The organism is Bacteroides luhongzhouii (assembly GCF_009193295.2).
Classification (GTDB): Bacteria; Bacteroidota; Bacteroidia; order Bacteroidales; family Bacteroidaceae; genus Bacteroides; species Bacteroides luhongzhouii.
In genome coordinates, this window is record NZ_CP059973.1 from 4,675,366 (window position 1) to 4,691,652 (window position 16,287).

13 protein-coding genes are annotated in these 16,287 nt (G+C 40.5%); 9 read left to right on the top strand and 4 right to left on the bottom strand.

From position 1 onward, the window contains the following. Positions 1–39: 39 nt before the first annotated feature. Positions 40–2,379 (bottom strand): LruC domain-containing protein, encoded by a 2,340-nt coding sequence (locus GD631_RS17640; protein WP_143259840.1) that lies wholly within the window; start codon positions 2,377–2,379, stop codon positions 40–42. Positions 2,380–2,675: 296 nt separating this feature from the next. After that, positions 2,676–4,535 carry an SLC13 family permease gene (locus GD631_RS17645; protein ID WP_143259842.1) on the bottom strand — a complete coding sequence of 620 codons (1,860 nt, stop codon included), beginning with the start codon at positions 4,533–4,535 and terminating at the stop codon, positions 2,676–2,678. A 338-nt stretch (positions 4,536–4,873) separates the two neighbouring features. Here GD631_RS17645 and GD631_RS17650 point away from each other — a divergent pair, with 338 nt between their 5' ends. Next, positions 4,874–6,499 (top strand): PAS domain-containing sensor histidine kinase, encoded by a 1,626-nt coding sequence (locus GD631_RS17650; protein ID WP_143259844.1) that lies wholly within the window; start codon positions 4,874–4,876, stop codon positions 6,497–6,499. Between the two features lie 190 nt (positions 6,500–6,689). Here the strand turns inward: GD631_RS17650 and GD631_RS17655 are convergent, their stop codons facing one another. Both GD631_RS17655 and GD631_RS17660 read right to left on the bottom strand, forming a co-directional pair. Then, on the bottom strand, positions 6,690–7,835 hold the full coding sequence (locus GD631_RS17655) for an iron-containing alcohol dehydrogenase (RefSeq protein ID WP_143259846.1): 1,146 nt from the start codon (positions 7,833–7,835) through the stop codon (positions 6,690–6,692). Positions 7,836–7,914: 79 nt separating this feature from the next. Beyond that, complete coding sequence (locus tag GD631_RS17660; RefSeq protein ID WP_004300101.1) at positions 7,915–8,055, bottom strand: hypothetical protein; 141 nt, start codon at positions 8,053–8,055, stop codon at positions 7,915–7,917. A gap of 359 nt (positions 8,056–8,414) precedes the next feature. Here GD631_RS17660 and trpB point away from each other — a divergent pair, with 359 nt between their 5' ends. From trpB to GD631_RS17700, 8 genes are all read left to right on the top strand, one after another. Beyond that, a complete protein-coding gene (gene trpB, locus GD631_RS17665; protein ID WP_143259850.1) occupies positions 8,415–9,602 on the top strand; it encodes a tryptophan synthase subunit beta in 1,188 nt (395 codons plus the stop codon). Positions 9,603–9,650: 48 nt separating this feature from the next. Continuing rightward, positions 9,651–11,057 (top strand): anthranilate synthase component I family protein, encoded by a 1,407-nt coding sequence (locus GD631_RS17670; protein ID WP_143259852.1) that lies wholly within the window; start codon positions 9,651–9,653, stop codon positions 11,055–11,057. 145 nt (positions 11,058–11,202) lie between these two features. After that, positions 11,203–11,769 carry an anthranilate synthase component II gene (locus GD631_RS17675; RefSeq protein WP_143259854.1) on the top strand — a complete coding sequence of 189 codons (567 nt, stop codon included), beginning with the start codon at positions 11,203–11,205 and terminating at the stop codon, positions 11,767–11,769. Positions 11,770–11,773: 4 nt separating this feature from the next. Continuing rightward, entirely contained in the window at positions 11,774–12,769 is a 996-nt protein-coding gene (gene trpD / locus GD631_RS17680; RefSeq protein ID WP_143259856.1) for an anthranilate phosphoribosyltransferase, read from the top strand. Between the two features lie 32 nt (positions 12,770–12,801). Continuing rightward, positions 12,802–13,584 carry an indole-3-glycerol phosphate synthase TrpC gene (trpC, locus tag GD631_RS17685; protein ID WP_143259858.1) on the top strand — a complete coding sequence of 261 codons (783 nt, stop codon included), beginning with the start codon at positions 12,802–12,804 and terminating at the stop codon, positions 13,582–13,584. A 26-nt stretch (positions 13,585–13,610) separates the two neighbouring features. Beyond that, positions 13,611–14,240: a phosphoribosylanthranilate isomerase gene (locus GD631_RS17690; protein WP_143259860.1), complete on the top strand. Its 630-nt coding sequence runs from the start codon at positions 13,611–13,613 to the stop codon at positions 14,238–14,240. Positions 14,241–14,252: 12 nt separating this feature from the next. Next, positions 14,253–15,023 carry a tryptophan synthase subunit alpha gene (gene trpA / locus GD631_RS17695; protein WP_143259861.1) on the top strand — a complete coding sequence of 257 codons (771 nt, stop codon included), beginning with the start codon at positions 14,253–14,255 and terminating at the stop codon, positions 15,021–15,023. 208 nt (positions 15,024–15,231) lie between these two features. Then, positions 15,232–16,272, top strand: coding sequence for an asparaginase (locus tag GD631_RS17700; RefSeq protein ID WP_143259863.1), 1,041 nt, complete (start codon positions 15,232–15,234; stop codon positions 16,270–16,272). The last annotated feature ends 15 nt before the right edge of the window (positions 16,273–16,287 follow it).

Here is a 16,287-nt window from a genome sequence, read left to right on the forward strand (position 1 = left end):
AACTTTATGTAAAAAGTGTAGAGATGACGAAAAGTTTATTTAGTACAGAATCACCTTATCACTGCTAACAGTCTTATACCAATCTGTAGTTGAGCTCTGATCGTGTGCCCAATCTGCAAATTTAGAATATGCGTTCGTTATCACTGTTGTTTCTATTGGATAAGCAAATTTATCAGGAACACACAGAGCCCATGTATTATTAACAGCCTTGATTACCTCGAGCACTTCATTATCTGCCAATTGGCCATTCGCCGTAGCCGAATTAAAATGAGTCAAATGGATTTCCGTTCTCTTTTGACCTATCCCCTGATAAGCAATGAAGAAGTCTAAACCATCTGTCACACTAGGGACAGATATTGCATTCTTAAGTTTGACGTTCACTTCAAGAGTGTATATATCGGTCAGAGGAGTACTAGTATTCCCTGTATTCAACATGGGACGTTGTGCTCCTGTATATCCATATATATAATGTGCATCTCCAAATAAAGGAATCACAAGTTCATTACCATTCGTTTCATAAGATGCATTTTCAAATATCCCGGAACTTAATGAGGCGGTACGTTGAGCAGCGCCTGCACCAAAACTTACCTCTTCTACATTATTTTTATCTATTCCTCGTATTCTCAAACCAGCACCTAATTGTTTCACGGCACCAACCGCCCGAAGGTCGATTTTATATTTCAGTTCTTTCACGTCATTACCGGCTGCAGGCAAAGTTACATTCAACACAATATCATTGAAATCATAATCTCCTGCTTTCGGATAGTTATCTTCGAAAGCATAAGAATAAACCGCATATCGGATCTCTACATTATCCGGTTCTTCATCAGAGTTATATCCTTCTTTAATACAGTCACCGTCAGCAGGAAGTATAAATTCTGCTTTACCCGGGTTACAATAGGTAGCACCTTGCTGCAATCCTTTATTTGTCAGCCAATCAAAAGAACTCCATTCCCATTGATTTTTACCATTAGATGTTTGATCCGTTATTTCACAAATAATATTATTCGTTACTTTTGAATTAGAATAAGCCAAACCGGAAGTATTGTCTATTGTATGAATTCTTAATAAGGCAGTTCCTTGTGTCGGACCGGTAACTGTTCTGAATAAATTAGCTTTGCCCGTACAAGTCAACATGGATTGTGCTTCCATCACGATATTATTATTATTTCCATTACCCGTCAATTCTTTGCAAACAGCTTCGGAAGTATTTCCCATAACAAGCGTACCAAATTGTAATTTTCCTGCTTTCAGATAACAACCGTTTTTAATATTTGTATTGTTGTTACCATCTATATTTTCAACTTCAATCGTTCCATGATTTATCAATGTGGTACCATTGGTAGAAGCATTATAAGAATTCAGTTTAAGTGTTCCATAATTCACAAAATCAACTCCACTTCCACCTCCATCAATTTTCAAAAAGTCACAATCAATCGTACCGGCATTATAGTTCGTACGCCCGGCCGAACTATTTGTTATCTGAATACCTCTGTCGCCTACAATACTTCCTTCCTGCATCACAGTTATATAAGAAGCTTGAGTTAATACCAGGCTCCCATTTTTAGCGACCTCTATCTTTCCACCATTCTCAACTATAATTTCTGTGATATTAGAAAATTGATTACTATTTTCTATAACCCATGTGCTTCCTTGAGGAACAATTACTTTCACAGCTTGGGCTCCGCCACTGCTTCCAGTGGTAGTTAAGCCTCCACTAAAAGTACCATTCGGAATCTTAAACCAACGTTCTTGTTCCTTGAATACAGGCAAATTAGCATACTCAAACCATCCGAAACCTGCCCCCAAATCCCAACCGTTTTTAACTTCAGTAGCCGTCATTTTTTTATCACTAATAAACTCTGCTGTATATGGAGCTTCCACAACTGGTATACTAGTCGCCACAGCTCGTGATATAGAACGTGTTGGCGTACTTTTGTCTCCAAAATGCACTGTCACTGTACCATTTTCAATCGCTGCCGGTTGAACCAGATAACGTTTGTGCTCATCAATACGTGCAACAAACACCTTATCAAGCGCTGTTGCACAATCCATCCCCACATTCAAAGTCGTACTTTGATTGACAGTTCCTTCCGCTAAGAGTTTTGCTGTACTTCCCGGACTTAATGGATTGGCATCAAATATTTGTATCTTATAATCTATTCCCTGATCTCTATTGACTGATACATGCGCCGTCACGCTTCGTGACATTGTCCAATCACCATCAGGGTCGATGTTTTTTACAGGAAAAGTTTCTTCGTAAATTTGTCTCAGTTGATCTGCATTAAACAGATTTTTCTCATTATCAACACAACTGATAAAACCGATGAAAGACGCTAATAACGAGAAAGTGAATACTTTTGCAATGTTCTGTTTCATAATCTTTTAATGCTTTAGTTTGTTTTATTTGTGAAAAACACAAATCACTACCAATCAACAATCAGTAATGAATATACAAAGATAATTGTATTTATAAACATTATACAGATTACGTCGCATTTTCCGATTTGCAGTTAACATCTTTTAAACCGCCTCACTCTAATTATTTATATTGAAAGACTGTTAGTTATATCGTTGAATATAAAAGTTTAATACTACTTATTCAATAGCATATAGCAAAAAAAGAGTTGCATATTTCTTTCATCTCTCCCCATTGACAAGATAAAAATCAAAGACTAAAAGGGAAAAATCAATGGCAATACAAAAATCATCACGATTCCCATAATAATCTGCAACGGCAATCCTACTTTTACATAATCCATAAAGGTATATTGTCCGGCAGGCATCACCAAGGCATTAGGCGGTGTAGAGAATGGAGAAGCAAAACACATACTTGCACCTACCGTCACGGCAAACAAGAAAGGAACCGGACTGACTCCAATCTGTATGGCACTTTGCAAAGCAATCGGAGCAAGCAAAACAGCGGTAGCCGTATTACTAATAAACATCGTCATCAACGAAGTTGTAAAATAAATACCTGCCATCAATGCAATCGGTCCGTATGATCCCAATCCGTTCACCAATGTATTGGAAATATATTCTGAAGCTCCCGTTTTCTCCAATGCCAGAGACATAGGGAGCATGGCAGCAATCAATACAATACTTTCCCAGTTGATCGTTTTATAAGCCGCTTCCACATTGCGGAAACATCCCGTGAGCACCATCAATATACCCGCTATCATAACAGCTGTAACCGGAGCAACCGGAATGAAGTCAAAAACCATCATTGCCACCATTAATACCATAATAGCAGCTGCTACCGGAGCTTTATAATCTAACGTAACTTTAGCCGCTTCCGCCAAAGGTTGCCCCAAAACAACCCAATCAGAATCTTCCTTACTAAGACGGGCTATATTATTCCAGGTTCCTTGTACCAAAAGCACGTCACCACTATGAATACGCTCATTCCCCAAATCTTGTAATAAGTATTCCTTTTTACGACGAATCCCCAATACGTTCACATTATACTTATCACGGAAACCAGCTTCTTTAATTGTCTGGTTTATCAAATTAGAGGATGGCATCAATACTATTTCAGCAATACCAATATCATAAAAATCCAGAGAGCTAGCCGTGTTTTTTGTTTCTTCCGTTGCATGGTCGCCCAAGATCTCCAACAGGTAATCTTCCGCAAAGAGTTGCACCTTATCAAAGTCTCCAGTCACATACAAAATATCCTCTACTTCTAACATCGTGTCCGGTGCAGCAAACTTTTGAGTAATCGTTTTCAGAAAACGATGTTGCGATGCATCACCACGACGAACTTCCATAATATTCAGCCCGTATTTACGGCGAACATCCAAGTCAATAATTGTCTTCCCCAAAAGCCGTGAATCTTTTATCACCTGTAAACGAAACAAATTACTGGAGAGTCCATATTCATTAACCAACTGTTTCAATGACTTGCCCGAACGTTTATTATCATCTTTCTGGCCTTTTTTAGAAAGAAACCATTTACTAAGCGGCATCAGAACCAGTGTACCGACAATTACACAGACAATGCCGACAGGCAGGAAAGAGAAGAAAGAAAGCGGCTCAAGTCCGGCGGAAGTCAACGTATTCTGTATCACAAGGTTCGGCGGAGTACCAATCAAAGTCATCATACCTCCCATACTACTTGCAAAAGCCAACGGCATCAACAGCCTGCTGGGATTCATGCCGGCACTCATCGCCAGACTAACAACAATAGGAAGCATCAATGCCACCGTACCTGTATTACTGACAAACGCACCAATGACAGAAGTCACCAACATCACCAATAGAAACAACCGAATCTCACTGGTTCCCGCAAGTTTAAGAATTCGGGAACTAATCATTTTTGCCAGTCCCGTCTGAAAAATAGCCCCTCCTACTACAAACAATCCGATCATCATAATGACTACCGAATTGGAAAAACCGGAGAGTGCCTCGTCAGGAGTTAATATCTGAAAAACAAGTAAGGCTATCAGCGCACATAGTGCCACAATATCCGAACGAATCTTACCGTTCACGAAAAAGACAGCCGAAAGAACGAGAATAATAATAGTTATTATCATACGTAATTAAATGATTGTTTTATTTTGACTCTATCAAAACTAATTTAGGTGAACAAAAATAGAAAATACTCCAGCGTTATTAAAACAAATTAGAAATGATTTTAGTTCATGAGACATCATTTAATATTTTAATACATTTCCCGGCTAAAAAAAAGATTCAAAACCAATCAAAACATCATACCATACAGGAAATAAAAGATACCATATAGCTATATCCATTCCATCATATATGATTACAGCCTTACAATATAATGTTGAAAAGCAATATATTTATGTATTATCTTTTGATAGTTAGAGAACAATTCATATCTTTACACCCTATTTATATCAAACATTTTATGGCAAACAATATTTTGTTAATTTCATGGATTGGCGAAGCACATTGGGGTTATAATTATTTACTGGTAATTATTTTACTCCTTATCATCAGCATCTTATTATATAGAATCCGCAAATTACAAAAAACAATTAAAAAGACCAATCATTCCTATCGTTTCTCTTTTGATATTCTCGACAACCTCCCTTTTCCTATCTTCGTAAAAGACATTACAAATGATTTCCGATACTATTACTGGAATAAAGAATCGGCCGCTCAATCCGGCATTAGCAGTGAAGAAGCCATCGGACATACAGACTATGAAATATACGGAGAAGAAAGAGGAGAAAAATACCGGAATATAGACAAAGAACTCGTACAAGAAAACAAAGTATATCGCAAGGAAGAAAAATATACCACCCCCGATGGAATCACACATGATACGATTGCCGTAAAATCAATTATTTCATGGGAAGGAGAAAAAAGATGGCTGTTGGCAACCCGATGGGATATCACTCAACTCAAGAATTATGAAAGAGAATTAGTTGCAGCCAAAGAAGAACTGGAAAAAGCATTGAAGAAGCAGAAACTAGCTCTAAAAAGTATTGATTTCGGACTTATCTATATTGATAAAAACTATCGGGTACAATGGGAAGAAACAAGACAAATCGCCAGTCTGGTAAAAGGAAGACAATACATACCGGGAAAAATTTGCTATCAGACCAGTGCGCTCCGTAATGAACCGTGTAGACAATGTGCTTTCAAAAAAGCAATCGAACAAGGCAAAATTATCCGACATACAATCAGAATAGACGATGTAGATTTTGAAGTGACCGCAACCCCCGTTTTCGGTGACGAAAAAGAAACTGAAATTATTGGCGGATTACTTCGTTTTGAAAACATCACTGAAAAATTAAAAATGAACAGGATGTTGCAGGAGGCAAAGGAAAAAGCCGAAGAATCCAATCGACTGAAATCTGCCTTTCTCGCTAATATGAGCCACGAAATACGAACCCCACTAAACGCAATTGTAGGATTCTCCGAAATGGTTTGTCAAACAGAGGAGGAGGAAGAAAGACAGGAATTCGTAAAAATTATCTCCAACAACAATATCTTATTATTGCAACTGATAGACGATATTCTGGATCTTTCCAAAATCGAAGCCGGTACCATGGAATTCACATTTGCGCAAACTGACATTAATGAACTGATGGAAGGCATTTGCAGACAAATGCAAGAAAAAAACTCTTCACCAGAGGTACAAATCGCATTCAGAGAGAGAGCAGATCAATGTATTATAAATACGGACCGCATACGTTTATCACAGGTTATCATCAACTTTACAAATAATGCCTTAAAATTCACTTCCAAAGGTTCTATCGAAATGGGATACCGGATTGATGAAGCAAGTGATGAAATATACTTTTATGTAAAAGATACAGGTATCGGAATTCCTGCTGACAAAATAGATAAGGTGTTCGAACGTTTCGTCAAACTGAATTCGTTTATTAAAGGAACAGGACTCGGACTAGCCATTTGCCGTGTCATAGTAGAACGACTGGGCGGAGTGATCGGAGCAGAATCTAAAGAAGGAGAAGGTTCTTGTTTCTGGTTCAAAATTCCAAGAACAGAGAATATTGAGAAATAACAAACAGAATGTCTGAAAAGCTTTTAGTTAAAAAACAACCCTTACTACTACAAAAAAAAGAAGAGCACCCTAAAAGTTTTGTGACTAACTTTCCGAATGCTCTTCATATCTTGCAGCAAAGAGATCTTTTCGCTTTAGAATCTTTCAGTTATCTTCCTAATTCTACTATTTCTCTTATGTTAGGAATATGCTACAGTGCAGTCTCTAATATTCTACGAGCGACAGCACCTGTTACATTTCCATTCTCGCCATATTTAGCACCACGCTCATTGAAGCGGCGTTCGATTTCCAGAATAGTTTCCTGTCCGATGTTCTCTTCATGCAAACGTGTAGTCAGTCCCAGTGAACGGAAAAATTCTTCGGTACGGCAAATCGCTTCATCAATCCGCTCTTCTCTCGTACCGGAAGTAATTCCCCAAACTCTTTCACCATACTGCAAAAGCTTATCTCCTTTTTCTTCATGAAGCACTTGCAGAGTAGCAGGAAGAACAATAGCTAACGTATGGCCATGTGTCAATCCGTGCAACGCAGTAATTTCATGCCCGATCATGTGAGTAGCCCAGTCTTGAGACACTCCCATAGCAATAAACCCATTCAATGCCATTGTAGCCGAAAGCATAAAATCAGCCATCAGTTGATAATCATGCTGGTTTTCACGAATTTTCGGAGCGATCTCCACCAAAGTTTGCAGAATACCTTCCGCCCAACGGTCCATAACGCGACTCTGTCCGGGAGTAGTCATATATTGCTCCATCACATGAACAAAGGTATCGGCCAATCCACAAGCCACCTGATGAGGAGGCAAGGTAAAGGTTACTTCCGGATCGAGAATAGAGAAGATTGGATAGTTGGCATAAAAAGGATATTTCTCTTTCGTTTCGCGGCGGGAAATAACTGCTCCGTTATTCATCTCCGAACCGGTAGCCGGCAAAGTCAATACAGTGGAAAGAGGTACAGTATGAGTTACCGGTCGGCCGGCAAGTACTAAATCCCAGGCATCACCATCATACAGGATTCCTGCGGAAATCAATTTCGTACCATCAATAACAGAACCGCCGCCAACAGCCAGCAAATAGTCCACTTTCTCTTCTTTTCCCAAAGCAATAGCTTTACGGAGAGTTTCGATGGCAGGATTGGGCTCGATTCCCCAGAATTCTACCGTAAAATGGTCCTTTAATGCTTCCTTTACTTGATCGTACACTCCGTTTTTCTTTACGCTTCCGCCACCAAAAGTAATCATAATACGTTTGTCGGATGGTATTTCTTTAGCCAGCCGGGCAATCATCCCTTTTCCCATGATCAGTTTCACGGGATTTTGAAAAATAAAATTTTCCATATCTTAGTCTATTGTTATTATTGGGGTTATTAGTCACTATCCTTGCAAAGATACATGATTTATCCGAACCCTGTCAGACTCAAGCAAAGAATTGTTGTGCCACGGAAGGAACCATAGCCGACAACCAGGGTTTCATATCCTCCGCTACCAATAACCAATACAATAATAATATAATGAAAATGGCAATAGCGATACCTACTAAAACTTTTCTCTGTTTCATAATTGTTTTTGTTTAAATATTCAATATTTATAAGAACAGTTCAAGTTGAAAATTGTTCTATATCAGAAAAATGAAGGCAAAAGAGAAAAAAAGTCATATTTTGTTTGCTGTTTCAAACAAAGTGTCTATATTTGCCCCCATAAAATTACAAAAGACAATGAGAACAATGTTAGTAAATACATATTGGTGGTGGCACCCGTTACAACTCCGACAGTCGTAAGGGAGCAGTGCTCGTATGTATATACCTCATTAAAGATATAACAAAATTGAAAGAGCCCTGTCGCAACCTGCGACAGGGCTCTTTTTATTTACCCGTTTCAAAACAGATTCAATAATAACATAAAAACAGATATAGGATTATGAAAAGTTTTTTAGTTGACCAGGATGGCTATTACGGAGAATTCGGTGGTGCTTATGTACCGGAAATCCTCCACAAATGTGTTGAGGAACTAACGAATAAGTACCTCGAAGTGATTGAAAGCGAAGATTTTAAAAAGGAATTCGACCAGTTACTGCGTGACTACGTAGGACGTCCTTCTCCACTCTATCTGGCCAAACGTCTTTCTGAAAAGTACGGTTGCAAATTGTATCTGAAGCGGGAAGACCTGAATCATACAGGTGCTCACAAAATCAACAACACCATCGGACAAATCTTACTGGCACGCCGCATGGGAAAGAAGCGTATCATCGCCGAAACCGGAGCCGGACAACATGGAGTAGCAACAGCTACCGTCTGTGCATTGATGGATATGGAATGTATCGTTTATATGGGAAAGACGGATGTAGAACGCCAGCACATTAATGTAGAGAAAATGAAAATGTTGGGAGCCACCGTTATCCCTGTCACTTCCGGAAACATGACGCTGAAAGACGCAACCAACGAAGCGATCCGCGACTGGTGCTGTCATCCTGCCGACACTTATTATATCATCGGATCTACCGTAGGTCCTCATCCCTACCCTGACATGGTGGCACGCCTGCAATCTGTTATCAGCGAAGAAATCAAAAAGCAACTACAAGAAAAAGAAGGACGTGATTATCCGGATTATTTGATAGCCTGCGTCGGAGGAGGAAGTAATGCTGCCGGAACGATTTATCATTATATCAACGACGAACGGGTAGGCATTATCCTGGCGGAAGCGGGAGGTAAAGGAATAGAAACCGGAATGACCGCCGCTACCATCCAACTCGGCAAAATGGGAATTATCCACGGAGCACGTACCTACGTCATCCAAAACGAGGACGGACAGATCGAGGAGCCATACTCCATTTCCGCCGGACTGGATTATCCGGGCATTGGTCCGATACACGCTAACCTTGCCGCCCAAAGCCGCGCCAATGTATTGGCAATCAACGACGACGAAGCGATAGAGGCTGCCTACGAACTGACCCAACTCGAAGGTATTATCCCTGCGTTGGAATCTGCCCATGCATTAGGAGCTTTGAAAAAATTGAAGTTCAAGCCGGAAGATATTGTTGTATTGACTGTTTCAGGACGAGGAGACAAAGATATTGAAACCTATTTGTCGTTTAACGAACAGCTATAAATAATTAGTCAACCATTATTTGTAATCAATAATCAAGCAATTATAGAAATGAAAACATTTAATTATACTACCCATAGCAAACAAGTGCTCGGAGATATGCATACTCCCGTCAGCATTTATCTGAAAGTGCGCGACATGTATCCGCAATCCGCATTAATGGAAAGTTCCGATTATCATGCAGGAGAAAATTCCCTGTCATTTATAGCCCTTTGCCCTTTGGCAAGTATCGGTGTAAACGGTGGTATTGTTACTGCCAACTATCCCGATAATAGCCGTACGGAAGAACCGTTGACAAAAACATTCAATGTAGAAAAGGCCATGAACCGATTTATCAATCAGTTCCAGGTGACCGGAGATGATAAGAATGTATGCGGACTTTACGGATACACGACGTTTAATGCTGTGAAATACTTCGAGCATATCCCGGTGAAAGAAAGTCACGATGAACAGAATGATGCTCCGGATTTATTATACATATTATATAAGTATATCGTTGTTTTCAATCATTTCAAAAATGAACTGACATTAGTTGAAATGTTGTCCGAAGGAGAAGAAAGCGGTTTGCCGGAATTGGAAGCAGCCATCGAAAACCGGAATTATGCTTCCTATAATTTCTCTGTAACAGGCCCCGTAACCAGCCCCATCACTGACGAAGAGCACAAAGCAAATGTCCGCAAAGGAATCGCACACTGTATGCGCGGAGATGTTTTTCAAATCGTGCTTTCCAGAAGATTTATCCAACCTTATGCCGGAGATGATTTCAAAGTTTATCGCGCACTTCGCAGCATCAATCCTTCTCCTTATCTTTTCTACTTCGACTTCGGAGGATATCGCATCTTTGGTTCTTCGCCGGAAACACATTGCAAAATTGAAAACGACCGTGCCTACATTGATCCGATTGCCGGAACCACCCGTCGCACAGGAGACACGGTAAAAGACCGCGAATTGACGGAAGCTTTATTGGCCGACCCTAAAGAAAATGCAGAGCATGTCATGTTGGTTGATCTTGCAAGAAACGACCTTTCACGTAATTGCCATGATGTACGCGTGGTATTCTATAAAGAGCCACAATATTATAGTCATGTTATTCACTTGGTAAGCCGTGTCAGCGGTATGTTGAATGAAGGCGCAGACAAAATAAAAACGTTTATTGACACGTTTCCGGCCGGTACGTTAAGCGGTGCTCCAAAGGTACGCGCTATGCAGTTAATCAGTGAAATCGAGCCACATAATCGTGGCGCCTATGGTGGCTGTATCGGATTTATCGGATTGAACGGCGAATTAAACCAAGCGATCACCATCCGCACTTTTGTAAGCCGCAACAACGAGCTATGGTTCCAGGCCGGAGGAGGTATTGTAGCACGCAGTCAGGATGAATATGAGCTACAAGAGGTAAACAACAAACTGGGAGCACTGAAAAAGGCGATTGATTTAGCAGTCAAATTAAAAAATTAGCCGAACATAGTGACTCACTCCCCTATTATGCACGATAATTGCATAGAGTTATACATGATGACTGCATAGAGTTATGCATGATGATTGCATAGAGTCATGCACGATGACTGCATAAAATTGAAAAACAAGCTAATTAAAATCAAAAATGAAAATATTACTTTTAGATAACTACGACTCTTTCACTTATAACCTGCTACATGTAGTGAAAGAATTAGGGGCCACAGATGTAGAAGTAGTCCGCAACGACCAGATAGAACTTGATGAAGTAAATCGTTTTAATAAAATCATTCTGTCTCCCGGACCGGGCATACCCGAAGAAGCCGGATTGTTACTACCTATTATTAAAAGATACGCTCCGACCAAAAGTATTCTGGGTGTCTGCCTGGGTCATCAGGCTATCGGCGAAGCCTTTGGAGCACATCTGAAAAACCTCAAAGAAGTATATCATGGCGTACAAACTCCGGTGAATATCATTGGTCAGGATCTGCTTTTTGAAGGGTTAGGAAAGGAAATCCCTGTCGGAAGATATCATTCCTGGGTAATCAGCCGGGAAGGATTTCCCGACTGTCTGGAAATAACGGCAGAAAGTCAGGAGGGACAAATCATGGCAATCCGCCATAAAACGTATAATGTACATGGTATTCAGTTCCATCCCGAATCAGTATTAACTCCGCAAGGAAAAGAAATTATCAAAAACTTCTTAAACGATTAAACTTATGAAACAGATTCTATACAAGCTTTTCGAACATCAATATTTGGGACGCGATGAGGCGCGCACCATTTTACAGAACATCGCGCAAGGAAAATATAATGATGTACAAGTAGCCTCGCTCATCACCGTCTTTCTGATGCGTAATATTTCCGTAGAGGAATTATGCGGTTTCCGTGACGCACTGTTGGAAATGCGTATTCCGGTTGATTTGAATGATTTCGCTCCGATAGATATCGTAGGAACCGGAGGTGACGGAAAAAATACATTTAATATTTCCACAGCTTCCTGCTTTACAGTTGCCGGAGCCGGCTTCCCGGTTGTGAAACATGGTAACTATGGAGCAACGTCGGTCAGTGGTGCCAGTAATGTAATGGAGCAACACGGTGTAAAATTCACCAGTGATGTAGACCAACTGCGTCGTAGCATGGAAAAATGCAATCTTGCTTATCTGCATGCCCCTTTATTCAATCCGGCATTAAAAGCAGTAGCTCCGGTTCGTAAAGGATTGGCAGTGCGCACTTTCTTCAATATGCTAGGTCCATTGGTAAATCCGGTATTACCTGCTTATCAACTGTTAGGAGTTTACAATCTACCGTTACTTCGCCTTTACACCTATACTTATCAGGAAAGCAAAACGAAATTTGCCGTTGTTCATAGCCTTGACGGATATGATGAGATTTCTCTGACCAATGAGTTTAAAGTGGCAACCAGCGATCATGAAAAGATTTACACTCCCGAAAGTCTCGGCTTCTCCCGTTATAAGGATATTGACCTGGATGGTGGACAAACACCGGAAGATGCAGCTAAGATTTTCGATCATATCATGAATAATACAGCTACGGAAGCTCAAAAAAATGTAGTGATAGTCAACTCCGCTTTCGCTATCCATGTGATTTGCCCGGAAAAGTCAATTGAAGAATGTATCGCTCTCGCCAAAGAGTCATTGGAAAGCGGACGCGCATTGGCAACTTTGAAGAAATTCATTGAGTTAAATAGTTAAATGTAAAATCAGGCATGAATATCAATTAAAATATGAAAGATATATTATCCGAGATTATAGCAAACAAACGATTTGAAGTTGACCTGCAAAAGCAGGCTATTTCTATCGAACAATTACAAGAAGGTATCAGCGAATCTCCGGCTCCCCGCTCTATGAAGCAGGCATTATCCTCTTCCGCATCGGGAATTATCGCCGAGTTCAAACGGCGCTCTCCTTCCAAAGGATGGATAAAGGAAGAAGCGTGTCCGGAAGAGATCGTTCCCTCCTATGCAACGGCAGGGGCCTCCGCCCTTTCCATCCTTACTGATGAGAAGTTTTTCGGAGGAAGCCTGAAAGATATCCGTACCGCACGTCCTTTGGTGGAAATTCCCATTCTTAGAAAGGATTTCATCATTGACGAATATCAGCTTTATCAAGCTAAAATTGTCGGTGCAGATGCCGTACTTCTTATCGCAGCAGCACTAGAACTGGGAAAATGCAATGAACTTGCAGAGAAAGCTCATGGATTAGGTCTGGAGGTCTTATTAGAGATTCATAGTTCCGAGGAACTGGCGTACATCAACAAAGGAATAGATATGGTAGGTATCAACAACCGTAATCTGGGTACTTTCTTCACCGATGTAGAAAACTCTTTCCGCCTGGCCGGACAACTTCCTCAAGATGCTGTATTGGTATCTGAAAGCGGTATTTCCGATCCGGAAATAGTTAAACGCCTCCGGACAGCCGGATTCCGGGGATTCCTGATTGGCGAAACTTTTATGAAAACACAGCGACCGGGAGAAACCTTACAGAATTTCCTGCAAGCCATTCAATAAACTAATTATTCAAAACGGACAGCCCTATGATTAACGGAAAAATTATCAAAGTATGTGGTATGCGAGAAGCTGAAAACATACAGGACGTAGAGTCTATCGAAGGCATAGATATGCTGGGATTCATCTTTTATCCTAAATCTCCCCGATGTATCTACGAGCTTCCGGCTTACTTGCCCATTCATGCCCGGCGTGTCGGAGTCTTTGTAAATGAAGACAAGCAAGTGGTCAGCATGTATGCTGATCGTTTCGGACTGAATTATGTACAACTCCACGGAAATGAATCGCCGGAATACTGCCGGTCTTTACATTCTACTGGATTGAAAATCATCAAGACCTTTTCAGTAGACCGCCCCAAAGACTTGAAAAAGGTATATGACTACGAAAAAGTCTGTGATCTTTTTCTGTTCGATACAAAATGCGAACAATACGGTGGTTCAGGAAATCAATTTGATTGGAGTATATTGCATACATACAACGGACATATACCTTTCCTTTTGAGCGGAGGTATCAACTCATACAGCACCAATGCCCTGAAAGAATTCAAGCATCCCCGACTTGCCGGATATGATCTCAACAGCCGTTTTGAAATCAAACCGGGAGAAAAAGATCCGGAGCGTATCCGGACATTTTTAAACGAATTAAAATCATCACTTTAAAAACCCAACGTCATGAATAGAATTAATCAACTTTTCAATAGCAACAAGAAAGACATACTTTCTATTTATTTTTGTGCCGGCACCCCCACTTTAGATGGTACTGCCGATGTTATCCGCACACTCGAAAAACATGGAGTGAGCATGATTGAAATCGGTATTCCTTTCAGTGATCCGATGGCAGACGGCATTGTTATCCAAAATGCCGCTACCCAAGCATTGCGCAACGGCATGTCTTTAAAACTTCTTTTTGAACAATTGCGGGATATTCGCAAGGATGTAAAAATACCACTTGTATTCATGGGGTACTTAAATCCAATCATGCAATTCGGATTTGAAAACTTCTGCCGCAAATGCGTGGAATGTGGTATTGATGGCGTCATCATCCCCGATCTCCCTTTCCGTGATTATCAAGAACATTACCGTATCATTGCCGAACGCTACAACATCAAAGTGATTATGCTCATCACACCGGAGACCAGCGAAGAACGGGTACGCGAAATAGATACACATACCGACGGATTCATTTACATGGTTTCATCAGCAGCAACTACCGGAGCACAACAGAATTTCAACGAACAAAAACAGGCATACTTCAAGAAAATAAAAGATATGCATCTGAACAATCCGTTGATGATAGGATTTGGCATCTCCAATAAAGCGACGTTCCAGGCAGCTTGCGAACATGCTTCCGGAGCTATCATCGGCAGTAAGTTCGTTACTCTGCTCGAAGAAGAAAAAGACTCGGAAAAGGCCATTCTTAAATTAAAAGAAGCGGTGAAATGATTTATAATTTATGAATTATGATTTATGCGAATCAACAGTTGAATCTGAGTCATTAGTAATGCTAATAAATCAGATTCAACTACTGAATCACGTAAATGGTAAATGATTCACATGAATGATGAATCTACAAAATTATTCGAAAACTCATAAATCATAAATCACAATTATTTCCTATCTTTGCCAACGTTTTAACAGTAATTCAACAATTATGAAAGTAGAAACCCCTTCCGTTTTGTTAATTTACACGGGTGGAACTATCGGAATGATAGAGAATCCGGAAACAGGTGCCTTAGAAAACTTCAACTTCGATCATTTGCTTAAGCATGTACCCGAACTAAAAAGATTCAACTACCGCATCTCTTCCTACCAATTCGATCCCCCTCTCGACTCTTCGGATATGGAACCTGCTTACTGGGCAAAGCTAGTAAAAATTATCAATTACAATTATGATTATTTTGATGGTTTTGTCATCCTTCACGGAACAGACACAATGGCTTACACAGCCTCTGCATTAAGCTTCATGCTCGAAAACCTAAGCAAGCCCGTCATCCTCACAGGTTCCCAGCTACCGATCGGAACTTTGCGCACAGACGGAAAAGAAAATCTCATCACGGCCATTGAAATCGCAGCTGCTAAAAATCCGGATGGTACGGCCATCGTTCCTGAAGTATGTATTTTCTTTGAGAATCATTTGATGCGTGGCAACCGTACCACTAAAATTAACGCGGAGAATTTTAACGCTTTCCGCTCTTTCAATTATCCTCCCTTGGCACGGGTAGGCATCCACATCAAATATGAACCTAATCTCATCCGGAAACCGGACCCGACAAAGCCATTAAAGCCGCATTATCTATTTGATACCAATGTAGTTATTCTGACCCTCTTCCCTGGCATTCAGGAGAGTATCGTGACTTCTCTGCTTCATGTCCCCGGATTGAAGGCAGTTGTCATGAAAACTTTCGGTTCAGGAAATGCCCCGCAAAAGGAATGGTTCATCCGCCATCTAAAGGAAGCTACCGATCGCGGAATTATCATTGTCAATATCACACAGTGTGCCTCCGGAGCAGTAGAGATGGGACGTTATGAAACAGGAATGCACCTTTTGGAAGCGGGCGTAATCAGCGGATATGACAGTACTCCCGAATGTGCCATAACAAAACTCATGTTTTTATTGGGACATGGATTACCCAACAAGGATATCCGATATAAAATGAACTCCTGCTTAATAGGAGAAATTACTAAGTCTTAAGTTAAATCCACCTAA